Genomic DNA, 21,011 nt, shown 5'->3' with positions numbered 1-21,011 from the left:
GATCGTACAGAGACCCGTGCAACCGGTACCGACATCGGTCCCGGAACCGGTTTCGGTACCGGTGCCGGAAGTGAAGCACCGCGAGGCCCCACCGGTCAACACCCCGGAAACAACTCGTTAACGCGGCCGATCTCGGCCTCGTACGACGTCGCGGAAGCCTGCCGGTTGCCACCCAAGTCACCGCTCTGACCTGCACGGTTGCCGACCCGGACCGCCATGGCCTGACTCGTTGACGCGGGTCGCGACCGCCGACGACGCCCGACAGACCCCAGGCCCGTACCGGAGGGATGGCGCCCGCACCGTTGACGTACTGGCCGGATCGCGCTTCATAATCGGGCACTCGCTGTCATCGATGACACAAGTCGTCATTGACACCCCAGTCGGCTGCGTGGACGTCGATGCCACTGGGATGTCACCCATCGGTCCGCCGCGCCGGGGCCGCAGTCAGCGCTGCGCCGACGAGCCGCGGGACTAGGAGACACCATGAGCTCTGCACGATCATGTCCGGTGCCGCGCGGCCGCAGTCGACGTAGTGCATCGGTGAAGGCGCCGGTCAGGCCGGTGGCATCGGCGAGATCGGCCAGCAGGCGGGACCCGGCGTGGTTGACCACCCCGTGGCCGTCGGCCGAGACGACGAGCTCGGGGCGCGAGGCGGCAGTGTGCACGCAGAAAGTGCCTTCCTGCTGGGACGACTGAGACCTTCGACAAGCCTCATCTTCCCTGGCCAGAGGGCACTTTCGTGTTTCTGGTCAAGATCCGGACACCGTGGCAAGTGAAACGCGCAGGTTAACTGATCACCTTCTGAATGACTTCGGTGAAACGGCTTGGCTGCCGGGTGAAGTGACTTCTGCGAGTGCCAGATGATCTTGTGCTTGACGCACGGTCAACCAGGGCACGCTGAGCTTGTGCCCAAGGGATTGAACGAAGGGAGCGTTCCGCTGTGACGCATGCTCACGAGGAGGAAGTCCTGGCCCGGATCGCCAAGGGGCTGGTCTACACGGAGTCGGAAGCGGCCTTCCAGGCCCCTAGGCGCCGCACCGCGCAGATCTTCGAGTACAACCACACACCACCGGGCGACACGGAGAAACGCCGATCGCTGCTTGTCGCGATCTTCGGCTCGGTCGGTGAACGCACGGTGCTGCTGCCGCCGTTCCACGCCGGGTTCGGCAGCAACGTCCACATCGGCGACGACTTCTTCGGGAACGTGAACCTCACCTTCGTCGACGACGTGGACATCCGCATAGGTAACGGTGTCATGATCGCGCCCAGCGTGACACTGACCACGACGGGACACCCGGTGCATCCCTCGCGGCGCGCGGACTTCGGGCGGTTCTCAGAACCGATCGTGATCGAGGACAAGGCGTGGATCGGCAGCAACGCGGTGGTCCTGCCCGGCGTCCGTATCGGATACGGCTCGGTCATCGGCGCCGGCAGCGTCGTCAGCCACAGCATTCCCCCGATGACCGTCGCGGTCGGAACCCCTTGCCGGGTGGTCCGCGCCATCACGGACGAGGACCTCACCACACGTACCGCCGGGCATTAGTGCCGGTGGCGGCGGACCACGACCACCGTCGCTCGGACGGGCAAGCACCTTGGCCTTGACGGCAGATCAGCAGCGCCGGTCACCAGGTGGTGCCGAGGAGCTCCTCGATGGTGGTGCGAATGCCATTGAAGCAGTTGGTGCGGCTGACCACGGAGAGCTGCCCTCGTTGAAGGGGTCCACGACCTCCTTCCACACCTCACAGCCTTGTCACCGGACTCGACACCTTCGGCAATCACGACCGCGTGACCGTCTGACCCGCTCCGCCTGACCGCCTGACCGATGCCATGACGATCCCTCACCGAAGTTGCCTCGCTGAGGGAAGACCGCGGGCCGAAAGGGAATGGCGACAGGCGCTGGGAAAGCGATGCTCGTCTCGCTGACCGGATCAAAAATGAGTGGAGATCCCGAAGACTCGGCGGAGTTGGGCCATGTCGTGACGATCACGATCGGATGGCTCATAACCCTGGTGGAAGTAAACCTGCTGCTCAGCTGAGAGACACGGGACGGTCGTTCCGCTGATGACGCCCGTCACAAAGCGTGAGGAGGGATACAGGAACGGTCGCTCCAGCTCAAACGATGCCTGCGCTGCTGAGCCGTCCTCGGCGAAGACCAGCGGGTGAAGGTCGATCTCTCGGCCGTCCAGATGCGTTACGACGAACCGGACGGGCCGCGAGTCCAGGCTCTCTTCGAAACCCATTCCGGACAGGGCCGCCATGACCGCGGCTTCATGATCCTTCCGATGCATCAAGTCCAGGTCGCGATGCTCCCGGGTCTGCTCGCCGATCAAAGCATCGATCCCCCAGCCTCCGCCGATCCAGACGTCAACCCGTGCCCTTTGCAGCAGGGCCAAGACAGACAACACATCCTCAGCTGTCATCACCCAACGCAGGCTAGAAGCGATTACCTGAGACGGCGAACGAATTCCTCCTGCCGGGCGAGCCTGGGGCACATGGTCGCCGACGCTACACAACAGCACCAGCAAGGGGCCGAGGTCCAAGGGACTTCTCCGCAACGTCTGTTCAGCCTGACCGCGCTCCCCAACGCCCGTGCCTCGCCTTCCATCCGCCACTCACAGCGGCCAGGAGGTCAGCAAATCGCCGGGGTCGTAGGTGGCATCGAGGCCCGGGCAGTCGACTCCGCTGCGCGAAACCGCCACGACTGGAACAGGTTCGTCGGTGAGGGCGGCCCGGTGTCGATAGAGAGCGGCCAAGTCGTGCCGGTCGAAGGGCGACTGCTCCAGCCACTTGATGGACCCAACGAAGAGCAGCTCCTTGGCAATGGGGGCGCGGTCCGCCCCGACGATATCGATCTCAACGTCGTTGGTACGGGTCCAGTAGCCGCCCACCGCGGGGACCGCGGGAAGCCGATCGTCGGGCAGTATCCGCGCCAGGGCCTCGCGGACAAGGGGCTCGACGGCCCGGCCGCGCCAGCTGGTCCAGCTCTCCCGGATCCGCGCCAAGGTCAGATCGCCCCGCCCCCGCTCGATCTCCTCCATGGAGGGGCCGAGCAGGTGCAGCCAAAACCGCAGGTAGGGATCCTTCACCCGGTAGCGGCGATCCTTCGACGGACGCAGCGACACGGGCAGCTCCGCCGCGACGATCCGCTTGTCCGTAAGCAGCTCCAGCGCTCGCTGCAGCGGCGTTGCCCGGATTCCGCCGGCTGCACGAGCGATGTTGGTGAAGGTCCGCTCACCACTGCCGATAGCCGCCAGCACCGTACGCGCCTGAGCCTGCGGGGGGAATTCGGCAGCCAGCGAACGCTCGGCCGACACCAGCAGGGCCGAGACCGGGTCGCTCAACGCCTCGCCGAGGAAGTCCCACAGCCCTGCGCCTCGCGGCCACTCCGCGCAGATCAGCGGCAGCCCGCCGGTGACCAGCGCGGCATCGAAGGCTTCCGCCGGATCCAGCCCGAGCATCTGCCCCACCTCGGCGGGGTTCAGTGGTCCTAGCACCATCTCCCGGCCGCGCTGGTGGAAGGGGCGTCCGTAGCTGTTCAGGGCCTCCATCATCGACAGATCGGAGCCGATGAGGACCAGCAGCACTGGCTTGGTCTCCAGCACCCGGTCCCAGGCCCGTTGCAGCATCCCCTCAAAGGCGCCATCGGCATCCATCAGGTATGGCACCTCATCGATGACCAGCACGCTCGACCGGTCGGCGGGCAGCGCCGCGGCCAGCACATCGAACGCGGCGTCCCAGCTCTCCGGCCGCGCGGCGGCCACCAGCCCCGCCAACGGCAGCGTCGACGCTTGAGCGTCCCGGGCCAGTCGCGCCAGATCATCCCTGGGGGACGCACCGGTCGCCGCGTAGAACAGGAACGGGGCACCGGAGCGCTCTGCAAACCGCTCGACCAGTCGCGACTTGCCCACTCGGCGCCGCCCGCGCAACATCACGCACCGACCGGGCCGCTCCCCGCCAACCCCTGTCGCCACCTTCTGCAGCTCTCGCTCCAGTGTCGCCAGCTCCTGCCGACGGCCTACGAAATCAACCACGTCCGCCGACCTCCACGCATGACACCAACAATGATGTTACTAACATTAACGTTAGCATCTACTCATCGCCGGTTGTCGCTCCTGGTCACGGCTTCGAATCACCTCCAGCCCAAGCGGGTGCATGGGCACACGGTGGGCCGCGCGGTCATGGGTCCCCAGCAGAGCTGGGGCTCTTCAGAGCGCCGTGGGCGCCGGGCTCAGGACGTCGCGGCGGAGTCTCACCCCGCGAGGACTTGCACCTGACGTTAGCGTGAGGTTTTAGCGTAGGCGTTGTAAGGGCTCACCCGGGCGTCCCTGACGACGCATTCCTACGCGAAGGACCTCCCCCACATGCAGATCGCCAATTCCGTCGCCCTTGTCACCGGTGCGAACCGCGGCCTCGGCCATCACTTCGTCACACAACTGCTGGAGCGGGGGGCTGCCAAGGTGTACGCCACCGCACGCAACCCCGAGAACGTCGACCTGCCCGGCGCGGAGGTGCTCGGGCTCGACATCACCGACCCGGCCTCCGTGGCGGCTGCGGCGGCAGCCGCCACGGACGTGACGCTGCTGGTGAACAATGCCGGCATCAACACCATGAACGATCTGGTCAACGGGGATGCGGACCAGATCGAACTGGAGATGAACACCGCCTTTTACGGGCCGTTGCGCATGATCCGGGCCTTCGCTCCGATCCTGAAGGCGGGTGGCGGCGGGGCGATCGTCAACGTCTTGTCGGCGGCCTCTTGGTTCCCTTCCGAGCACTGGGGCGCCTACCACGCGGCCAAAGCCGCTGCCTGGAGCCTGACCAACAGTGTCCGCCTCGAACTCTCCGGGCAGAGCACCTTGGTCACCGGTGTGTATCTGGGGCCGACCGACACCGACTTGGCCCGGGGGCTGTCGTTCCCGTTCAAGCTGAACGACCCCGCCGACGTCATCAGGGCCGCGCTCGACGGAGTTGAGGCAGGGCAGTCCGAAGTCCTGGCCGACGCGCTCTCCGCTCAGTTCAAAGCGAACCTCGCCCTCGACCCCGCCACGATCTACACACCGAGCACGACCACGGCCTGACCACCAACTGGCGCACCCCGGGGCGTGACGCCACCAACGGGCGCCCTCCCCCCGCCCACAGAACGAGAGAAGGAATGTCGTGGATACCCCCACCCCCTCGCCCAAGCCCAAGGCGCTGATCGTCATCCCGTCGGCCGCTGTCCTGCCGCTCACCGAACCGGCGGGCCACCCCGGCGTATCCACCGGGTTCTACCTGGTCGAGATGGCGCAGGTCCTCAAGGAATTCGGCGACGACTACGAGTTCACCTTCGCCACCCCCGGCGGACTCGTCCCGCAGCTCGAGATCAACGGCCTGGGCCTGCCGATGCACGCCGGCGCCAGGTCCGGCGCCGCGATGGTCTCGGCCACCGCGGCACAGGCGTTCCGCTTCGATGTCGACACCTTCCGCGCCAAGCGGCCGGAACTGGTCGCCCGCCGGGACAGTGAACTCGCCCTCTCCTGCCGCTACCTGGGCCGCCTGCCCGTCTCCGAGTCGCTGCCGGGCAGCGACAAGGAGGTCGTGGTACTGCGTGACGAGCTGATCAAGTCGATGCAGGATCTGCCGGAGCACACCTTCCCCTCCGTCGAACAGCTCGTGCACAGACACCGCGACCCCGAGGACTCCTTCGACCTGGGCGCGTTCGACTTCGTGCACATGCCCGGCGGCCACGCCCCCATGGTCGACTTCGTCGACAACCCCTGGCTCGGCGAACTCCTGCACACCCTGCGGGAGAGCCAGGTGCTGATCTCGCTGATCTGCCACGCCCCCATCGCCATGGCCTCGGCCAAGTACCGGGTGAGCCCAGACGACACCGTCGTCACCGACCCCGAGCACGCCTTCAAGGGCGCGCGCGTGACCACGGTCGCCAAGTCCGCCGAACTCTTCGTCCTCAGCAACGGCTACCTCAAAATCCCCGGCAAGAAGGTGCGCATGGGCTACTTCATCGACGAAGCCCTCAAGGACGCCGGCTACCAGGTGCAGACCACCACCAACCCGGCCGCCGTCAAGGTCATCTGGGAGGAGGGTGTCCGCCTGCTCACCAGCAACGGCCCCCACGCCATCGACGAGCACACCGCCCGCCTGCGCACCCTCCTGGCCTGCCACTGACCCTGCCCTCCCGGCTCGGGGCGTCGGCATCAGTTACACTCAAACCTAACGCTGACGTCAGATGTCGCTTTGATGGGACACGAAACAGCAAGGAGCAGCCATGCGGATCGGAGAGGTCGCCGAACAGGCGGGAGTGAGCGTTCGGGCGCTGCGCTACTACGAGGAGCAGCGGCTGCTCGGCCCCACGCGTACCGCCGGGGGTCAGCGGGAGTACCAGGACGGCTCGGTCGAGCGGGTCAGGATGATCCAGCAGCTGTACGCCGCCGGCCTGTCGAGCAGGCTCGTCCGCGAGGTCCTGCCGCGGTGCATGAACGAAGGCGCCGCGCCCCATGGGTTCACCGACAGCCTCATCACCGAACGGGCCCGCATCGACCGCCAGATCAACGACCTGACGGCAGTACGCGCCCGCCTCGACGAGATCATCGCCGTGGCGACGGACCCCAGCCACCCGCATCACCGCCACCCCGTACGCGCCGGCGTCGCCGCCGGCACCGCCTGAATCGGTATTCAATACCGCCCGAATCGGCCTGCCGCGCCCTGCTCACCAGCAGGGTGCGGCAGGCCGATTCAGCGACGGGCCTCGCCGTGGCCGCAGGGTCGTACGAGCCGGCGCCTCGTCCGCTGCGTGCTCACTCCATGGTGAGGACGACACGTCCCTGGAGTCCGCCCTTGATCATGCGCGCGTGAGCCTGCGCGGCTTCCTGCAGCGGGTAGCTCTCGGCCACGCGCAGCGCCAGGTCTCCCGCCGCGGCCAGATCGGACAGCGTCGTCAGCATCGCTGCGTCCGGGCCGACCTGCGTCAGCAGCACCCGGATGTCCCGCTCGGCCTGGGGCAGGGCGTCGAGCCGTGTGGTCACGAACCTGCCGCCGTCCGCCACCGCGCCGATGACTGCTTGACCCAGCCTGGCGGTGTCCAGCACGGCGTCGACCCCTTCGGGACGTACCTTGCGGACGTCCTCGGCCGGCGTCTGCGACGCCGCCACGTACACATCGGCGCCTGCCACCCTGGTCGCGAACACGCCGTCGGGCGAGAGGTCAGTCGCGATGACCACCGCTCCCCGGCGCTTGGCCAGCTGCACCGCGTAGCCGCCGACCGCCCCCTCGGCGCCGGTGATGAGCACGGTCTGGCCCGCCTGGATGCCGAGGAGTTCGACGGACTGGGCCGCGGTCAGGCCGTTGAGTGGGATGGTGGCGGCCTGGACGGGGTCGACACCCGCGGGCGCCGCGGCGATCCCCTGGGAAGGAACCACGATGTACTCGGCCTGCCCCCGGTTCAGCCCCAGGGGCAAGCCGTGACTGAACGCGATGACGGGCTGTCCGGGCGTCCAGTGGCTACCCGGGCCGACGGCGTCGACAACGCCGGCGACATCCCAGCCGAGACCATAGGCGGCTCCCTCCGGCGGAGCGGGGAAGACCCCGCCCCAGGCCGCCGCATCGGCCGGATTGAGTGCGGCCGCCTGAACCTTGATGCGAATCTCGCTCAAGCCCGGAACGGGCTTGTCGACCTCGGCGACCTCGACGACGTCCGGGCCGCCGAGCGAACGGTAGACAGCTGCGCGCATGAGTACTCCAGGTGTCGGTCGCACCTGCTCACAGCAGACGCGGAAGATCGTTGACGTAAGGAGGCGAGGTCCGCAGCGAGCTGCGGAGCGCCAACAGCAGCCACGCTAAAACCTGACGCCAACGTCAGGTGCAAGTCGGGGGCCTGCCGCCCCGAACCCCAGGTACGGTCGGGCGGCACATCAGCCCCGCACCCGACGAACGCGACCCTATCCGCGCGGCCATGGACCGCATCCTGCAGGGAACCGTGCAGCGCTCCAACGGCGCGCTGACCATCGTCGCCCTGGCCCAGGAAGCCGGGCGCACCGCGCAACGCGCTCACCAGCGCCCCCTCGACCTCAAGAACGACTTCTGCATGCTGGTCGGGGCGCGGACAGAGCCGCTCCGAGATCCGCCTGCGCCAGCAGATCGTCAAACTTCCCAGCCGATTAGCCGGTTTCTCCTGCGCTCGCGGACTGCGCGTGCGCCGCGACGCGGCTGAGGTGGTGAGCGCGGTAGGCGTTGGCTTCGGATATCCGGCGGTGGCTCTGGTCGGAGGTGCCGTCGCGGGTGTCGAGGACGGCCTGGAGCGTTCGGACGTGGATCCAGCCTCCGAGGACCAGGCCCCACATCTTGAGATAGGGGACGCCGCCGGCATAGGCGTCACGTCGGCGGCCCGCGGCTGCGTGGTCCAGCAGAAGGGCGGTGACGTCTCGAATCGAGGCGAGGGAGCGCGTCATTCGCTCGGACGTCGCGACGGCTACCGGGTGTTCGGCTTCGGCCAGATGGCGGACATCGGTCTCGATCATGTCGAGCACGCGGGAGGCGGTGCCGGCTCGATCTCGCAGAATCTTGCGGCCGAGGAAGTCGTTGGCCTGGATCGCGGTGGTGCCTTCGTAGATTGCAGCGATGCGGACGTCGCGGTAGTACTGGGCGACGCCGGTGTCCTCGATGAAGCCGGCGCCGCCATGGACCTGGACGGCGTCGGAGGTGACCCCGATGGCTTCCTCGGTCATCCAGCCCTTCACGACGGGGGTGAGGAAGTCGGTGAGCTCGAAGCTCTCGGCGTCGCCGGCGAATGCCCGGTCGAGGTGGATGCTGGTTTGCAGCATCAGCCCACGCATGGCGGTGATGATGCCGGCCGACGAGGACAACAGGCGCGCTACGTCGGGGTGGCGGGCGATGGGTGTGCCTTCGGGCTCGTCCAGGACCCTGCCCTGGACACGCTCGTGGGCGTAGTGGTGAGCCGCCTGGTGGGCGCGGTCGGCGATGCCGAGGGCCCAGATGCCGGCGCCGAGGCGGCTGAGGTTCATCATCACGAACATCGCCGGGAGCCCCTGGTTCAGCTCCCCCAGGAGAAAGCCGGTTGCGTCCTCGTACTGCAGGACGCAGGTCGGGCTGCCTTTGATGCCCATCTTGTGCTCGAGTGCGATGGGGGTGACCCCGTTCGCGCGGCCCGGGCGGCCATCGGCGTCGGGAAGGAATTTGGGGACGATGAACAGTGACAGTCCCCGTAGCCCTGACGGTGCGTCCGGCGTTCGAGCGAGCACGAGGTGCACGATGTTCTCGGTCAGGTCGTGGTCGCCCCAGGAGACGTAGATCTTCTGACCGCTCACCCGCCATGTCTGATCGTCCTGCGGTCGAGCGAGGGTGCGGATCGCGGCGAGATCCGAGCCGGCCTGGGGCTCCGTCAGGTTCATCGTGCCGGTCCAGCGGCCTTCGACCATCGGCTCGAGGTAGACGGATTTCTGCTCGGGTGTGCCGGACCAGGAGATCGCGGCGACGGCGCCTTGGCTCAGTCCGCTGCACATGGCGAATGCAGGGTTCGCGGCGCTCCACAGTTCGGTGAGAGCTGCCGAGACGATTCGGGGAGCGCCGCCGGCTTGGACCGGTGCACCTACGCTGCTCCAGCCCGCCCCGGTGAACTTCGCGTAGGCCTCGCGCATGCCGGGTGCGGTGACGACCTGCCCGTTCTCGATGCGCGCTGCGACCCGGTCGCCGGAGACGTTGGTGTCCTGCAGTACGTCGGCGGCCAGTTCGGCGGCCGGCCGCAGAATGGCCAGGACGTCGTCGATGTCGTATTCGCCGTTGGTCACGTCCGCCAGGTGCTCGGCGCCGTTCATGACGCGGCGCAGGAAGAACTCGTACTCGTTGATCGGTGGGTTGTAGCTCATGGCGGTTCTCACCGTTCTCGACGCGTGGACAGGGGCGGTTCGGCACAGGGCCGACCCGTTGGGGAGGTTTTTCAGGGACCGTGGTGAACCGCGGGCCGGGGTCAGAGCCGGGCGGCGAGCTCGGTGGCCTGCCGGATGGCTCGCTTGGCGTCGAGCTCGGCGGCGACGTCGGCGCCGCCGATGACGTGGACCGGGCGGCCCAGCGCTTCGAGCGGTTCGATCAGATCGCGGACCGACTCCTGGCCCGTGCACAGGATGATCGTGTCGACGTCGAGTACCCGTGACTCGGTGGTGTCGTCGCCGACGGCGACCGTGATGTGCAGGCCGTCGTCGTCGATCCGGTCGTAGGTCACACCCTTGACCATCTCGACGCCGGAGTCCTTGAGTGTCTGGCGGTGGACCCAGCCGGTCGTCTTGCCCAAGGTCTTGCCGAGCTCGGTTGTCTTGCGTTGGAGCAGGGTGACCTGTCGGCGGGGCGGCGCCTTGACCTTCGTTGTCAGGCCACCGCGCTCCAGGGACGGGTCTGTCACTCCCCAGCGCTGGTTCCAGTGCTGCACCGACTCGCCGACGTCGTGCAGCAGGAACTCCGACACGTCGAAGCCGATGCCGCCTGCACCCAGCACCGCGACCCGTTCCCCGACGGTGGCGATGCCACGAAGAACGTCCTGGTAGCCGACGACCGATGGGTGGTCGACGCCTGGGATCGTCGGCACGCGCGGCTCGACGCCCGTCGCGACGACAATCTCGTCGAAGTCCGTCAGGTCGTCGACGCTCGCGCGGACGCCGAGGTGGACTTTCACCCCGTTGATCTTCATCCGGCGCGAGAAGTAGCGAATCGTCTCGCGGAACTCCTCCTTGCCGGGTATTTCCATGGCGAGTCGGAACTGTCCGCCGATTTCATCGCGCGCTTCGAAGAGCTCGACGGTGTGGCCGCGCCCGGACAACTCGGCCGCGGCCGCGAGACCGGCTGGACCTGCGCCGACGACCGCGACCCGCTTGACGGCCCGAGTCGGCGACAGGACCAGCGTGGTCTCGTGACCCGCGCGGGGGTTGACCAGACAGCTCACGCGCTTGTTGACGAAACCGTGGTCGAGACACGCTTGATTGCAGGCAATGCAGGTGTTGATCTGGTCGGCACGCCCATCGCCTGCCTTCTGGACGAAGAACGGGTCGGCCAGCAACGGCCGGGCCATCGAGACCATGTCGGCCTGGCCCAAGGCGATGATCTTCTCGGCGACCTCGGGCGTGTTGATCCGGTTGGATGCGACGACAGGAACCGTGACCTCGGCCTTGAGTTTGGCCGTGACCCACGCGAACGCCGCGCGGGGCACGGACATCACGATCGTGGGTATCCGGGCCTCGTGCCAGCCGATGCCGGTGTTGATGAGCGAGACGCCGGCGGCCTCGATCCTGTGGGCCAGCTCGACGGTCTCCTCCCAGTTCTGCGCGTCGTCGACCAGGTCGAGCAGGCTCATCCGGTACATCACGATGAAGTCGTCGCCGACAGCCTCGCGGACTCGCTCGACGATCTCGACCGGAAAGCGCATCCGGTTGGCGGCGCCGCCGCCCCAGCGGTCCGTGCGGTTGTTGGTGCGCGCGGTCAGCATCTGATTGATCAGGTAGCCCTCGGACCCCATGATCTCGACGCCGTCGTAGCCCGCGCGGCGGGCGAGGACCGCCGAGGCGGCGAAGTCGTCGATGGTCCGGTCGACTTCCCTGGTCGACATCGCCTTGGGGGCTCGGAACGGAGTGATGGGCGATTTGATGTCCGACGCCGCCCGCTTGAACGGATGGTAGGCGTAACGCCCGGCGTGGAGGATCTGCATCACGATCTTGCCGTCGTGCTCGTGCACCGCGTCGGTCACGATTCGATGCTTGTCGGCAGAGCGCCTCGACGTCATCTGCGCTCCGAACGGGAGCAGCCAGCCGTGCCAGTTCGGTGCATAGCCACCGGTCACCGCCAGGGCGACGCCACCCTTCGCGCGCTCGGCGAAGTAGGCCGCGAGTTCGGGCAGATGCCTGGCGCGGTCCTCCATGCCGGTGTGCATCGACCCCATGACGACGCGGTTGCGCAGCATCGTGTGGCCCAGGTCGAGGGGTTCCAGCAAGTGCGGGTAGGGGTTCACGGTGCTCACTCCCGGGCGGGTGTCGTGCTGTGGAGGCCGGCGATCGCTTCGGCCTGGATCTGAGAAAACGGGGCGCCCCTGGCAGCAGCGAGGACGGTCGCCGCCGGCGAGGCCGCACCATGACGGTGAACTCGCTGATCAGTCCGGCGTCGTTCGTGCGGATCAGGTCGATGCCGTTCAAGCTCGTCCCGTCCACAGACGTCTCGAAGAGCAGCGCCCCGCCGTGGCCGTCGGAGTCCTCGAGCGCGCGGACACAGCGGAAGACGGTGAAGACCCTGCCGACCCCACGCAGCATCGCCGCGACGATCAGCCTGCCCTCGTAGGGCTTGAAGCAACGGGGCTGCGTAAGACGACGTCCTCGGCTGGCAGCTCGCCCAGCGCGCCGAAGTCGCCGGCCTCGACGGCGGTACGAAATGCGCGCATCGGACAACCGGTGGTGGAACGGCCTCGGGCTTGCCGGTCCGTGTCGTGCTGATCGCGCTGACGGTCCTGACCTGCCCGAGCGCCCCGGTCCGGGGCGTCGGGGCTCATCGGTCCGTCTCCTCGGGCGCCAGCCGCTGCAGAATCTCCTCGCACCAGGCCAGGCCGGTCTCCTCGGCCAGCATTCCCCCTCGCAGGACGAGCCAGGCGCCCATCTGGTCCGGGCGCAGGGCGTCCGGGTCGGGATAGAAGCGCGCGGCGCTCTCGGCGTAGTAGGCGAGGCGTTCTTCGTGCACCCGGCGGCGGGTGCGGACCTCTTCGACGATCGCGGTCGAGTTTCCGAATGGCAGGGCCCGAAGCTTGACCGCGAACTCGCTGCGCAGGTACTCGACCGGCGTTGCCTTGGATGTCCACACACCCAGCTCATCGCGACCAGCCGATGTCAGAACGTAGACCTTCTTGTCGGGTCGCCCGTCCTGGGCCACGGTCTCGAACTCGACCCAGCCCACGCGCTCCATCCGGCCCAGCACCTTGTAGATCTGCTGGTGGCTGGCCTTCCAGAAGTAACCGATCGATGCGTCGAACCGACGCGCCAGGTCGTATCCCGTGGCGGACTTCTCCGCCAAGGACACAAGAATCGCGTGCTCCAAAGCCATGAGCGCACCATAATATGCAAGTCGATGCTGTGCAACTAGATGCATATGGTTGTTGGCTTGTCGGCCTTGATCTTTCGTGACGATCCGCTGACGGAGTCCGCGGAACGTTTTCGTGTTCCATGTGCCTGATGCGGGCTGACCAACGGGCCGACTGTCGTTGTCGGGCGGGCGCCCGGTTCCGTCGCCCGAGTCAGAGCGTGCTGCTCGCTGCGAGCCCCCGCCGGCCCCGTCCTGCCACCAGAGAACGGGCACAGCAGACCGGGCCCGAAGCCGGTGACCGCCGTTCGGCCGCGGAGCGCGTCGTACGTGAAGCGTCGGAGCTGTGGGCACGTCGGCCAGCGGCGGGCGCTGCACGGCCCGGCCCAGCCAAGGCTGTGCTGCGTGACCGCACGCTCAGCGGCTGGCTTACCCCTGGCCCGCGCCGACGACCTCTGCGCAATCACCTCGGCGGCCATCCTGGGGGAGTTCATTTGGGCGGCTGCAGATCCACTTCGACCTCGGAGCCGCGAAAAAGGCCTCACCGGCCGGTCGAAGCACGAGATCAACCCTGAAAAGTCAGCACCATGTCAGCTTGAGAACGCAGAAGGGACCGGACTCGTCACAGGCCTCCCCCTTCCGACCTGCACGATGATCAGTAGTGGTAGCGGGCGGCGAGGATGACGATCTCCTTGTCCCTAACCAGGTAGACGAGCCGGTGCTCGTCGTCGGTCCGCCGCGACCACGCCCCCGGCAAGTGGTACTTCAGCGGCTCGGGCTTGCCGATCCCTGTGAAGGGGTCACGCTTGACGTCCTCGATGAGCTTGTTGATCCGGGCCAGCATCTTGCGGTCGCTCTTGAGCCAGGACGTGTAGTCCTCCCAGCCCTGATCCTCAAAGACAAGCCTCACGCAGCACCCGCAGCAGGATCCGCCGCATCCGGATCGATCAGCTCGCGCTCCGACACATTGATGTTGCTCAGAGCGTTCTCATACGCCTTGAGCAGTCGTCGCGCGTTCGCCGGGGAGCGGAGCAGGTACGAGCCCTCGCGCAGCGCCGCATAATCCTCGGCTGAGACGAGCACGGCTTTTGCCATGCTTGGAGACGATCTCGATGGCCTCGTGATCGTCGTTGACCTTCTTGATCAGCGGGAAGAGAGCCTTGCGGGCTTCGCTCGCGGTTTATGGACATGAGCCGACTCCCTCTTTCAAGTAGTACCGAATGACGTACCACTCTCAGCAGTCCACAGGCGCGAGCCGCGGACGAGTCGTCGTTCCGAGCGGGCGCCTCGCGCCGAGCACAAAAAACGGAAGAGGGTTTGAGGTACTACACCGCCAGCAAGAGCCGCAATCAGGGGCGGGAGTCATGGTCCGTCATCTTCCGGCACCCTGCTCGCCTTGACTTCGCGACCGGCAAGACCGGCCGCCGCGTGCGCCGAGGACTTGGCACCACTGACGAGACGGAAGCCACGTTGCTCGTCGAGCAGTTGAACACCATTCTCAGCACTCCGGAGTTGTGGGAGGTGACCGGCAGCGAGCAGGCCCTGGGCGCCATGGAGGACGCGCACGCGCAGCCGATCTCGGCGCTCCCCGAAACGCTCCTGACGCAGATGCAGGGATACGCCGTCGTCGCGGCCGCTGAGGCAAAGGACGATGACCAGACAGGCGAGCTCGTCCGGGCCGGCTGGATGAGACTGTGGGAAACCGTGCACCTGTCGCTGGGTGCCGATGTCCACGAAAGCGCACGTTCTTTGCTTGCGGCATGCTCGGCAACACTCTTACAGCCATCGGGCTCCCCTCCGATTGCCGGCAGACAGGGGCGTGAGGCCATAGGCGCTGCTCCGGCTGCCGGAGACGGGCATCAACCCGAAAGAGCGCTTCGGTCGCCGATCCTGCTCGACGACGGGGTGGATCAGTGCATGTCTGCCGCATCGAGCAGGGTGGTCACAGTGGGCGCGACGAGCCCGGTCAGATTGTCGGCGCCGATCCCCGCGCGGGCGCTGGCGCCGTCGAAGACCAGGATGAGCTGCCGGGCCAGCAGGTCGGGGTCACTCGCCCCACCCCGTTCGGCCTCGGACCGGAAAAAGGCCGTCAGGTTCGCTTTGATCTGGTGGGCCACCCGGCTCGCGGGGTGGGCCTGATCCTTGAGCTCGATCTGCACAGCCAGGTACCGGCAGCCCTGGAAGTCGGGCGCACCCGCCTGCGACTCCACCCGCTCGAAGACGTACAGGATCCGCTCACGGGGGGAACGGCCATCGTCCGCCGGAGGCAGGGCCCTCGCCACGAAGGCAGCGGCACGCTCCTTCAGGCTCGCCGCCAGCAGTTCATCCTTGCTCTCGAACAGCTGGTACATGGAGCGCTTCGACACCCCCGCCGCCTTGCACAGGGCCTCGACGCCGATACCGACGCCGTCGCGGTAGGTGAGCGTGGCCGCCGCCTCCAGCAGCCGCTCCCGGGGGCTTTGCTTCACTTCGGTAGTCATACCGCGAGGTTAACTCGAATCGGACAAGTAAGAAACCGATCGGTTTCCATGCGGTGCCGGGGAGACGCCGCCGCCAGGCGGACGCCTGAAGGCCCCTCAGAGGCTCGACGACAGCCTTGAGGGAGAGGCCGCCGCCCAGCCCTGATGGTGCGCGCACCTTTCGTCCCCACGGGGGCGACGCACACCGGGGCCACTCCAAGTCATGGCCCCACCTAGGGTGATCCGCCTTCCGCTACGCCGGGGCAGCGGCCGTCTCGGGCTCCGTCTCGGCAGGGATGCGGTGCAGCCCCTTGCGGTCGTACCAGCCCGTCACGCCGAAGCCGAAAAGGGCGGCTGCCACGAGACCGACGGCCATCATGGCCCAGCCCCGGGTCAGGCCGGCGTCGGCCTGGGCGTCGTAGTACAGGATCGAGCGGATGCCGCCGGTGATCTGCCTCAGCGGCTCGAACTCCGCCAGGAAGCGGTAGAAGCCGGGCAGCGCCTGAAGCGGCGTGGTGGCGTTGGCCGTCGGCACCGCCATCCCGATGAAGACCAGCGTGACCACCAGCATGCCGGGCGTGCCGAACACGGCGAGCAGGGTGAGCGCACCGATCCCGGAGATGGCGATGGCGCACACCGAGTACAGCCACAGCAGGGGTAGATGGGCGGCGTGCATCCCCATGAGGCCGACCGCGCCCACCATGACCAGGCTCCCCATCAACAGGGACAGCCCGGCCATGAGGGTGCTGCTGATGGCGAGGGTCTGCACCCGGGTCGCCCGGATCAGCGGGCGGTGCATGCGGAGCGGGCCCATGTCGTTGTGGGTGTAGCCGAGGGCGTGGTCCACCTGGCCGCTGATGACGTTGGCGGAGAGCATCCCGCAGACCACCAGGACGAGCGCGTAGTAGAACGCGGTCAGGCCCAGGCCGCTGTGTGAGTCGAGCGGATGGCCGTCCTTCACCGTGACGGCGGCGGGGTCGGCCAGGAGGACGCGTGCCGCGGCGGGCAGATTCGCCTGCCTGGTCCCGTCCTGGGACGTGAGCTCCTTGCCGACCTGGAGCGAGGCACTTTCGGCCGCCTGCGTCGTCGCCGTCCGGGCCAGGCTGGAGCCCACGCTGCCGGCGGACTGGTTGGTCAGCACCGTCAGCGTCGGGCGGGTCGGGGCCCCGGCGGTCGCGGTGCCGGTGAGTGCGGTGGCGGCGGAGGTGAAGTCGGCGGGAACGACGAGCGCGCCGTACAGCTTGCCCTTGCCGAGTTCCTCCTTCATCTCCTTCTCATCCATCACCTTCCAGTCGATCTTGTCCCCGCTCGCGGTGGACTTCTTGATCGACTCGGTGATCCCAGCCCCCAGGTTGACCTGCTTGCCACCGACAGCGGCCCCCTTGTCGGCGTTGACCAGGCCGACGGGCAGATTCTTCATGTGATCGACGGGATCGATGTTGGCCCCGACATAGAACACGGTGAACAGCAGCGCGAGGACGCCCGTGATGGCGCCGTTGACGATCCACAGGGGTTTGGCGCACAGTACGCGAAAGGGGGGAATCCCACTCATGGCTCATTACTCCGGTCTCGGTCAACACACTCACATCCGGAGACGGCCGGACAGCTTCGCTGCGGAGCGGCGACCCTCGGAACGTTCGATCTCTGCACACACCGCCGCAACGGGGAACCGGAGGTAGGGATGCAGTGCCCCGCCCGGACACCGCACCGATGAAACCGGTCGGTTCACAACCATCGTAAACCGATCGGTTTCCACGTTTCAAGCCGAGGAGCCTGCCCGTGTCCGCACCCCGATCACGGACGGCCGTCCCTTCGAAGTCCAGTTGGGCGACACCGGACGGGTTCTGCCAGTGCCGTACGACCGCACCGCCCTGGATGTTCTCCACGAGGCCCTGCCGGACCTGCCATTCTCCTGCCGCCAGGGGTTTTGCGGCACCTGCCGGGTACGGGTGGCCCATGGCCATGTCGATCATCGTGACCGCCGACTCACGGCCACCGAACGTGCGGCCGGCGCCATGCTGCCCTGCGTCTCGCGTGCACCGGAAGGAGAGCGGTTGGTGCTGGAGGTGTGAGCGATGGCCGAGCGCCCGTCGAGGAAGTCCTGCGTGACGCCCTCGCATGCGTAACCGAGGGTTGTTCCGACAAAGAACCGAGCCCGCGCCCGTCCCCCTTACCAACGCCGTCAGACGGCGTGGGGAGGTCGTTCGCCCGTGCACTTCCCACCGCCACGTTCTGGACAGCGCGCGCTCCAGCACGGGCGCTCTCGTTCCTCCCAGCACGAACCCAGCACGGTAGCGATGAGCAGGGGTGATGACAGGTGACGAGGGGTCAGAAAATCCAGCACCTATCCAGCACGGTAAAAATCAAGGGGTCTAACCCTGAAGAGTCAGACTCCTTTTGACCTGCATGTCTGCCAGATCAGCGAAGTGGTGCTAAGTGGTCCAGTTCGGAAGTCCTTCGGGGGTTGACGTCTGTGCCGGGCCATGTTGGTTGGCACTGGGCAAGATGGTCGGCACCGCGCCTATCGATCTTCGGCGCGGCATGTGGCACGGCAAGAGGTAGTTGCGAACAGCAAGCGACCGGTCGGCTTGGCACACGCACCGGCTCGGATGGCGAACCGCGGGATTTTCAGGGTTGACCTTGACCTAAGGTCAGGCCTCACGCTGAACGCATGACGAACTCGAACGCGAACCCGAACTCGACCTGGACCGGCACGGTGCCGGTGGAGGACACGGCGCTGGCCGTCACCGACACCCGTGGGCCCGGTCAGCCCGTGGTCTACCTCAACGGCTCCTACGCGACCCAGAAGAACTGGCGGCGCGTCACCGCAGAACTCGGAAACGAGTACCGGCACATCACCTACGACGAGCGTGCCCGCGGCCGGTCAAAGCAGTCGGCGGACTACTCATTCGAGGCCTGCATCCGGGACATCGACGCTGTCGTGGAGGCGACCGGTGCGGAGCGGCCACTGCTGGTGGGCTGGTCCTACGGGGCGGCGCTGGCGTTGCACTGGGCCACCCGGAACCGGGACCGCGTCGCTGGTGTGGTGATGGTTGACGGCGGCTACCCGTGGGACTACCTCGCCACCGTCGAGGGCGGCCGAGAGGTCGGCCGGGAGGAGATCCGGAAGATGTTCCGGCGCTTCGGCTGGATGATGCCTCTCATCCGGCCGCTGGGTATGGCCGCTCGGATGAGCGCCGATCAGCACGCTGAGGTCAACATCGAGCTGAACGAGATCGTCGCTGCCAGCGATCCGGTCTTCGACCTCGTGACCTTCCCGATGCGGTTCCTCGTGGCCTCGGGTGCCAGCCTCGGCGGGACCGCGGAAGGGCTGGCGACGATGCGGGCCACGCTGGACCCGGTGCTCGCCCGGAATCCCAACGTGAAGGTGAGCGCGACGGTCGGAAGCAAGCACACGACTATCGTGCGCAAGGACTTCCGTGCCATAGCCGCGGCCGTTCGAGAAGTTGCCGACGTGGTGCACGGTGGGGTCAGCTGACGCTATGACAGACGGAATCACCATCAGTCAAGCCGCGGTCTTCGCCGGCGTCACGGTGAAGACCATCCGGCACTACCACCAGAACGGCCTGATCGACGAACCCCGCCGCGACAGCTCCGGCTACCGTCGCTACGGAACCGCCGAACTGCTGCGGCTGGTTCAAGTCCGGACCCTGGCCGGCGCAGGCGTACCGCTGGCCGAGATCGGGACCATACTCGATGCCGATCCCGACCGGTTCGCCGCCGCACTCGTCGATGTCGAAGAGAGCCTCACCAGCCGGATCGACGAGCTGATCGCGCGGCGGGAGACGCTGCGGCAACTCGTCCACGGCGATCGGGTCCTGCTGCCCGACCGTGCTCTCACGCTGCTGGACCGGATGCCCAGGCTCGGATTCACCGCGGACGACGTGACGACGGCACGAGAGGGCCTGATCCTGGTCAGGGCCCTGATGCCGGAGGGCTTCGACGACTACCTTTCCCAGATCGAGCACGGCCTCGACGATCCCCGGCACGTCGCCATGATCAAGCTCACCTGGAGTGCCGGCAACTGGGACCCCGACGACCCCCGGATCGAAAAACTCGCCGAGGAAGTGGCCTCCCATTTCCTCGCCGACCCCTCGCTGCTCCCCACGCTGACCGGTCTGCAGAACCGCGACGACGGCAAGACCCGCTACGAACTGCTCGCCCACCACGGAGAAGACGAACGGCCTGGCTGGACCCGACTGACCGCGCTGGTCGAGGAGAAGATGCGCTCGGCCGGCATCGACGGCCCGTAACAGACTCCAGGCACCCCGGCTTCCCGGCCTGACCTTGCGCTGCCTTGGATGAGCACCAGCTCGCGCAATAGAACCCGTTCGACGCCTGACCGGCGGCACCATGGCTCCAAACGCCCGGCCACGACGCCAACTACAGCGGCAACACGGCCTTTCGTGATCCAATTCTCCCGATTGGCCTGCCTGCCTTGCCCGTTGTCGCCGCCCGCCCGATAGCCTTGTGCGCCAGCGCGCGAGAGCGGCTGAAGAAGATGGCCTACGGGCACAAGACCGAGCACCGGCTGCGAGTCCGCGCGCAGATCGTGCTGCACGCGGCACGCGGACGCTCCAACGCGCGCATCGCCCGTGAGACGGGCCTGCACCTGGACACGGTCCGTACCTGGCGGGGGCGGTTCGCCGGTCACGGCCTGGCCCGCGAGGTGGTCGCTCGGGCCATCGCCGGGTCCATTTCCGCCTCCACCGTGCGGCGCTGGCTCAAAGACGACGCGCTCAAGCCCTGGCAGTACCGGTCCTGGATCTTCGTCCGCGATCCGGATTTCCGTGCCAAGGCCGCACGCGTGATGGACCTGTACGCCCGTACCTGGCAGGGCGAACCGCTTGGCGAGGACGAGTACGTGATCTCCGCAGACGAGAAAACCTCCATCCAGGCCCGCTGCCGCTGCCACCCGACCTTGGCACCCGGGCAGGCCCGCGCGATGCGCGTCAACCACGAGTACGACCGCGGCGGCGCCCTGGCCTACCTGGCGGCCTACGACGTCCACCGAGCTCGCGTCTTCGGCCGCTGCGAGGCCACCTCCGGAATCGTCCCGTTCATGAACCTGGTGGAGCAGGTCATGAGGCAAGAGCCCTACGCCGACGCCAAACGCGTCTTCTGGATCGTCGACAACGGCTCCTCCCACCGAGGGAAGAGGGCCACCGACCGGCTGACCAGCAGATTCCCCAACGCAGTCATGGTCCACACCCCCATTCACGCCTCATGGAGCAACCAGATCGAGATCTTCTTCTCGATCGTCCAGCGCAAGGTCGTCTCGCCCAACGACTTCACGGACCTCAACGAGGTCCGGGACCGGCTCCGAGCCTTCGAAGACCGCTACAACGCCACGGCACAGCCGTTCCAGTGGAAGTTCACCACCTCCGACCTGGACGATCTGCTGGCCAGACTCGACCGACAGGAAGACTCCTCCGCCCCTCTCACCACGTGATCAACCCCCGAAGGATTTCCGAA

Annotated in this window: 19 protein-coding genes and 1 pseudogene; 9 read left to right on the top strand and 11 right to left on the bottom strand. The window is 67.2% G+C overall.

Features of this window, described 5'->3' with window-relative positions:
* Window positions 1-940 precede the first annotated feature (940 nt).
* Entirely contained in the window at window positions 941-1,543 is a 603-nt protein-coding gene (locus QA802_RS27150; protein ID WP_334527763.1) for a sugar O-acetyltransferase, read from the top strand.
* A gap of 385 nt (window positions 1,544-1,928) precedes the next feature.
* On the opposite strand, the gene QA802_RS27145 is transcribed toward QA802_RS27150, so the two are convergent.
* Together QA802_RS27145 and QA802_RS27140 are read right to left on the bottom strand one after the other, a co-directional pair.
* The gene (locus QA802_RS27145) at window positions 1,929-2,420 is read right to left on the bottom strand and encodes a nucleotidyltransferase domain-containing protein (protein ID WP_334534914.1); all 492 of its coding nucleotides are present in this window, start codon (window positions 2,418-2,420) and stop codon (window positions 1,929-1,931) included.
* 192 nt (window positions 2,421-2,612) lie between these two features.
* The gene (locus tag QA802_RS27140) at window positions 2,613-4,031 is read right to left on the bottom strand and encodes an ATP-binding protein (protein ID WP_334527760.1); all 1,419 of its coding nucleotides are present in this window, start codon (window positions 4,029-4,031) and stop codon (window positions 2,613-2,615) included.
* A 330-nt stretch (window positions 4,032-4,361) separates the two neighbouring features.
* Here QA802_RS27140 and QA802_RS27135 point away from each other — a divergent pair, with 330 nt between their 5' ends.
* The 3 genes from QA802_RS27135 to QA802_RS27125 all read left to right on the top strand — a co-directional run bounded on the left by QA802_RS27135 (window position 4,362) and on the right by QA802_RS27125 (window position 6,664).
* Window positions 4,362-5,078 (top strand): SDR family oxidoreductase, encoded by a 717-nt coding sequence (locus tag QA802_RS27135; RefSeq protein ID WP_334527757.1) that lies wholly within the window; start codon window positions 4,362-4,364, stop codon window positions 5,076-5,078.
* A gap of 79 nt (window positions 5,079-5,157) precedes the next feature.
* Complete coding sequence (locus tag QA802_RS27130) at window positions 5,158-6,165, top strand: DJ-1/PfpI family protein (RefSeq protein ID WP_334527755.1); 1,008 nt, start codon at window positions 5,158-5,160, stop codon at window positions 6,163-6,165.
* A gap of 100 nt (window positions 6,166-6,265) precedes the next feature.
* Window positions 6,266-6,664, top strand: coding sequence for a MerR family transcriptional regulator (locus QA802_RS27125; protein ID WP_334527752.1), 399 nt, complete (start codon window positions 6,266-6,268; stop codon window positions 6,662-6,664).
* 130 nt (window positions 6,665-6,794) lie between these two features.
* On the opposite strand, the gene QA802_RS27120 is transcribed toward QA802_RS27125, so the two are convergent.
* The 3 genes from QA802_RS27120 to QA802_RS27110 form a co-directional block, all read right to left on the bottom strand.
* Window positions 6,795-7,727, bottom strand: a complete 933-nt coding sequence (locus QA802_RS27120; protein WP_334527749.1) for an NADP-dependent oxidoreductase — start codon at window positions 7,725-7,727, stop codon at window positions 6,795-6,797.
* Window positions 7,728-8,153: 426 nt separating this feature from the next.
* Complete coding sequence (locus tag QA802_RS27115) at window positions 8,154-9,878, bottom strand: acyl-CoA dehydrogenase family protein (protein WP_334527746.1); 1,725 nt, start codon at window positions 9,876-9,878, stop codon at window positions 8,154-8,156.
* 101 nt (window positions 9,879-9,979) lie between these two features.
* Entirely contained in the window at window positions 9,980-12,004 is a 2,025-nt protein-coding gene (locus QA802_RS27110; protein WP_334534913.1) for an oxidoreductase, read from the bottom strand.
* Window positions 12,005-12,123: 119 nt separating this feature from the next.
* Between QA802_RS27110 and QA802_RS27105 the strand changes: the two genes are divergently transcribed.
* Window positions 12,124-12,327, top strand: a complete 204-nt coding sequence (locus QA802_RS27105) for a hypothetical protein (protein ID WP_334527743.1) — start codon at window positions 12,124-12,126, stop codon at window positions 12,325-12,327.
* 204 nt (window positions 12,328-12,531) lie between these two features.
* On the opposite strand, the gene QA802_RS27100 is transcribed toward QA802_RS27105, so the two are convergent.
* The 6 genes and pseudogenes from QA802_RS27100 to QA802_RS27075 all read right to left on the bottom strand — a co-directional run bounded on the left by QA802_RS27100 (window position 12,532) and on the right by QA802_RS27075 (window position 17,067).
* Window positions 12,532-13,080, bottom strand: coding sequence for a PadR family transcriptional regulator (locus tag QA802_RS27100; RefSeq protein WP_334527740.1), 549 nt, complete (start codon window positions 13,078-13,080; stop codon window positions 12,532-12,534).
* 631 nt (window positions 13,081-13,711) lie between these two features.
* Window positions 13,712-13,966, bottom strand: coding sequence for a Txe/YoeB family addiction module toxin (locus tag QA802_RS27095; protein WP_334527738.1), 255 nt, complete (start codon window positions 13,964-13,966; stop codon window positions 13,712-13,714).
* Window positions 13,963-14,203, bottom strand: a pseudogene (locus tag QA802_RS27090) (type II toxin-antitoxin system Phd/YefM family antitoxin). The gene QA802_RS27095 and the pseudogene QA802_RS27090 overlap by 4 nt, the downstream one beginning before the upstream one ends.
* A gap of 215 nt (window positions 14,204-14,418) precedes the next feature.
* Entirely contained in the window at window positions 14,419-14,790 is a 372-nt protein-coding gene (locus QA802_RS27085) for a hypothetical protein (protein ID WP_334527735.1), read from the bottom strand.
* Between the two features lie 176 nt (window positions 14,791-14,966).
* Window positions 14,967-15,536 carry a TetR/AcrR family transcriptional regulator gene (locus tag QA802_RS27080; protein ID WP_334527731.1) on the bottom strand — a complete coding sequence of 190 codons (570 nt, stop codon included), beginning with the start codon at window positions 15,534-15,536 and terminating at the stop codon, window positions 14,967-14,969.
* A 232-nt stretch (window positions 15,537-15,768) separates the two neighbouring features.
* Window positions 15,769-17,067 carry an SNG1 family protein gene (locus QA802_RS27075; protein WP_334527728.1) on the bottom strand — a complete coding sequence of 433 codons (1,299 nt, stop codon included), beginning with the start codon at window positions 17,065-17,067 and terminating at the stop codon, window positions 15,769-15,771.
* Window positions 17,068-17,338: 271 nt separating this feature from the next.
* Here QA802_RS27075 and QA802_RS27070 point away from each other — a divergent pair, with 271 nt between their 5' ends.
* From QA802_RS27070 to QA802_RS27055, 4 genes are all read left to right on the top strand, one after another.
* Complete coding sequence (locus QA802_RS27070) at window positions 17,339-17,587, top strand: 2Fe-2S iron-sulfur cluster-binding protein (RefSeq protein WP_334527725.1); 249 nt, start codon at window positions 17,339-17,341, stop codon at window positions 17,585-17,587.
* Between the two features lie 599 nt (window positions 17,588-18,186).
* On the top strand, window positions 18,187-19,014 hold the full coding sequence (locus QA802_RS27065; RefSeq protein WP_334527722.1) for an alpha/beta hydrolase: 828 nt from the start codon (window positions 18,187-18,189) through the stop codon (window positions 19,012-19,014).
* A gap of 4 nt (window positions 19,015-19,018) precedes the next feature.
* Window positions 19,019-19,789, top strand: coding sequence for a MerR family transcriptional regulator (locus QA802_RS27060; RefSeq protein WP_334527719.1), 771 nt, complete (start codon window positions 19,019-19,021; stop codon window positions 19,787-19,789).
* Between the two features lie 185 nt (window positions 19,790-19,974).
* Window positions 19,975-20,988, top strand: a complete 1,014-nt coding sequence (locus QA802_RS27055) for an IS630 family transposase (RefSeq protein ID WP_334527717.1) — start codon at window positions 19,975-19,977, stop codon at window positions 20,986-20,988.
* Window positions 20,989-21,011 lie beyond the last annotated feature (23 nt).

The sequence above is a fragment of the Streptomyces sp. B21-105 genome, from assembly GCF_036898465.1.
Lineage (GTDB): Bacteria > Actinomycetota > Actinomycetes > Streptomycetales > Streptomycetaceae > Streptomyces.
The sequence above is the reverse complement of the archived record's forward strand: the minus strand, read 5'-3'. Positions and strand labels throughout refer to the sequence as shown.